This window comes from Piscinibacter sp., assembly GCF_050175855.1.
In the GTDB taxonomy this organism is placed as follows: Bacteria; Pseudomonadota; Gammaproteobacteria; order Burkholderiales; family Burkholderiaceae_C; genus Piscinibacter.
The window spans coordinates 1-2904 of the sequence record NZ_JBFXIO010000524.1; the positions used below are offsets into that span (position 1 = coordinate 1).

At 72.5% G+C, this 2904-nt stretch carries 4 protein-coding genes; 1 reads left to right on the plus strand and 3 read right to left on the minus strand.

Annotated features, from left to right (window positions below; genetic code table 11):
• The first annotated feature begins 65 nt into the window (after window positions 1-65).
• Window positions 66-704, plus strand: a complete 639-nt coding sequence (locus AB7U92_RS25060) for a tetratricopeptide repeat protein (RefSeq protein ID WP_428583248.1) — start codon at window positions 66-68, stop codon at window positions 702-704.
• 7 nt (window positions 705-711) lie between these two features.
• Here the strand turns inward: AB7U92_RS25060 and AB7U92_RS25065 are convergent, their stop codons facing one another.
• The 3 genes from AB7U92_RS25065 to AB7U92_RS25075 all read right to left on the minus strand — a co-directional run.
• The gene (locus AB7U92_RS25065; protein ID WP_428583250.1) at window positions 712-2049 is read right to left on the minus strand and encodes an ATP-binding protein; all 1338 of its coding nucleotides are present in this window, start codon (window positions 2047-2049) and stop codon (window positions 712-714) included.
• Complete coding sequence (locus AB7U92_RS25070) at window positions 2046-2726, minus strand: response regulator (RefSeq protein ID WP_428583252.1); 681 nt, start codon at window positions 2724-2726, stop codon at window positions 2046-2048. Before AB7U92_RS25070 ends, AB7U92_RS25065 begins: the two co-directional genes overlap by 4 nt.
• A partial coding sequence (locus tag AB7U92_RS25075; protein ID WP_428583254.1) for a DsbA family oxidoreductase occupies window positions 2723-2904 on the minus strand: 182 nt, incomplete at its 5' end. The genes AB7U92_RS25075 and AB7U92_RS25070, both read right to left, overlap by 4 nt.

Consider the following 2904-nt stretch of genomic DNA (forward strand, 5'->3'; position numbering starts at 1 on the left):
TGGCTGGACGGCGCCTTCGACAAGCACCGCGCCAGCCTGACCCCCACTCCCGCGGAGACACACCCATGAAGAAGATGCCCCTGGCCCTCCTGGCCGCCATCGCCCTGACCTCGCTGGCCCGCGCCGGCACGGTGGAGGAAGACGTCGTGCAGCTGCAGCACGACTGGGAAGTGATCCGCTACCAGACACCGGCCAGCGAACGCGAGAAGCGCTTCGAGGCGCTGGCCGCGCGCGCCCACCAGATCGTCGAGGCGCAGCCGCAGCGCGCCGAACCGCTGGTGTGGGAAGGCATCATCGTCAGCTCCTGGGCCGGCGAGAAGGGCGGGCTCGGCGCGCTCGGCCTGGTCAAGCGCGCCAAGGCGATCTACGAATCGGCGATCCAGATCGACGGCAAGGCGCTCGACGGCTCGGCCTACAACAGCCTGGGCGTGCTGTACTACAAGGTGCCCGGCTGGCCGGTGGGCTTCGGTGACAAGAAGCGCGCCCGCGAGCTGCTGGAGCAGGCGCTGGCGCTGAACCCCAAGGGCATCGACCCGAACTTCTTCTACGGCGAATACCTGCTGGAGACCGGCCAGGCCGCCGACGCGGTGACCTACCTCGAACGCGCGCTGCAGGCACCGGCGCGCCCCGGCCGGCACGTCGCCGACACCGGCCGCCGCGAGGAAGCGCGGACGCTGCTCGAGAAGGCCAGGTCCTCGCGCTGAGCGCGCTTCAGAAGCCGACGATGACGCGCAGGCCGCGGCCGTCGGCGCGGCGCGCAAAGCGCACCGACATGCCGTGCAGCGCGGCGATGCGCTGCACGATCGACAGGCCCAGGCCGCTGCCGATCTCGTCCTGCCCGTCGGGCCGGTAGAAGCGCTCGCCCAGGCGGGCGAGCTGCGCATCGGACATCGGCTGGGCGTCGTTCTCGACCTCCAGCGCATGCTCGCCGAAACGCAGCGTCACGGTGCCGCCCGCCGGGGCGTAGCGCACCGCGTTGTCGAGCAGGTTGCGCAGCAGCACGGTCAGCAGCGCCATGTCGCCACGCAGCGGCAGCGGGGGGCGAGCACCGCCTTCGAGGCCCTCGCAGGCCAGCTCGACGCGGCGCCGCTCGGCCAGCGGCAGGCAGTCGCTCATCGCCTGCTCGACCACGGCCGGCCACGCCACCTCCTGCATCGCCGGCGCGGCGCTTCCGGCTTCCAGTCGCGACAGCGCGAGCATCTGCGTGACCAGGCGGTCCAGCCGCTCCATGCCCTGCCCGAGCTTGGCCTCGGCCTCGTCGCGCGCGGCGCCGGGTTCGGCGCGGCGCACCACATCCCATTGGGCGCGCAGCACGGCCAGCGGCGTGCGCAGCTCGTGCGCGGCATCGGCGGTGAAGCGGCGCTCGCGCGCCAGCGTGGTCTCGATGCGCGAGAACAGGCCGTTCATCGCCGCCACCAGCGGCTGCAGTTCGGCCGGCGTCTGCGCCGACGCCACGGGCTGCAGCACGTCTGCGCCGCGCGAGGCGATCTCCTCGCTGAGCTGGCGCACCGGCGCGAGCGCGCGACGCACGCCCCAGGCCATGGCCACGAGCAGCAGCGGCAGCATGGCCAGCCAGGGCAGCACCTGCCCGAGCGTGACGTCGAAGGCCAGCTCCTCGCGTTCGTAGGCCTTCTGCCCCGCCGCCACCAGCCAGGCCCCGTCGAAGGACTGCAGGTAGTACACGCGCCAGACCTCGCCGGCGACCGGCAGGTCGACGAAGCCGGCGGCCTCGGGCTGGTAGGGCAGGCGCACGCCCTCGCGGTCGGCCAGCAGCAGCCGTCCGTCTCGCGCCCAGACCGCGATGGCCAGGTCGCCGACGTCGGCTTCGCCGCTGGAGCCGCTCGCGCCCGCACCCGGCAGCAGCGCCTCGCGCCCTTGGGTCGGAATGGCCAGCGTCACCTGCACCTGCCGCGCCAGGCGGATCAGTTCGGTATCGAAAAGCTCGTCGACCTCGTGCCGGGCAAAGCGCATCGAGGCGAAGCCGGCCGCCAGCCAGACCAGCGGCGCGCTGATCAGCAGGTAGATCAGCAGTCGCCGCTGCAGACTCACGATTCCTGCCCCTGGCCTTCCGCCGCTCCCAGCGCATAGCCGACGCCGCGCACGGTGCGGATGACGTCCCGGCCGAGCTTGCGGCGCAGGTGGTGCACGTGCACTTCCAGCGTGTTGCTCTCCAGCGATTCGCCCCAGTCGTAGAGCTTCTCCTGCAGCTGGGCCTTGGACAGGATGCGCCCGGGGTGGGCCATCAGCGCCTCCAGCAGCATCAGCTCGCGCGCGGTCAGCTCCACCGCAGCCCCGTTCCACTGCACCGTGCGCCCGGCCGGGTCGTAGCTGAGCAGGCCATGCGTCCAGATGCTCTGCGCGCGGCCGGTGCTTCGGCGCGTCATCGCCCGCAGCCGTGCGGCCAGTTCGTCGATCGTGATCGGCTTGACGAGATAGTCGTCGGCGCCGGCGTCCAGCCCGGCCACGCGGTCGCTCACGCCGTCGCGCGCGGTGAGGATGAGCACCGGCAGCTGCCGCCCTTCGCCGCGCCAGCGGCGCAGCCAGCGCATGCCGTCGCCGCCGGGCAGGCCGAGGTCGAGGACCACGGCGTCGTACGGCACGCTCGCGAGCGCGGCATGCGCCTGCTCGCCGTCGCGGAACCAGTCGACCACGTGCTGCAGCTGGCGCAGCCCGGTGGACAGCGCGTCGCCGAGCTGCGGGTCGTCCTCGACGACGAGGATCTTCATCCGGCCTCGGCGGCGATCTCGCGCAGCGACTGCTCGAAGATCTCCGGCGGCTGCCCGCCCTGGATCAGGTAGCGGTCGTTGACGATCACCGACGGCACCGACGAGATGCCCGCCTGCGTGAACAGCCGCTCCTGCTCGCGCACCGCCTCGCCGAATTCGTCGCTGTCGATCACGGCGG

What these genes read in the sequence shown, in the direction of transcription:
- AB7U92_RS25060 (WP_428583248.1), top strand. Translation starts at nt 66, where the DNA reads ATGAAGAAGATGCCCCTGGCCCTCCTGGCCGCCATCGCCCTGACCTCG.
- AB7U92_RS25070 (WP_428583252.1), bottom strand. Translation starts at nt 2,726, where the DNA reads ATGAAGATCCTCGTCGTCGAGGACGACCCGCAGCTCGGCGACGCGCTG.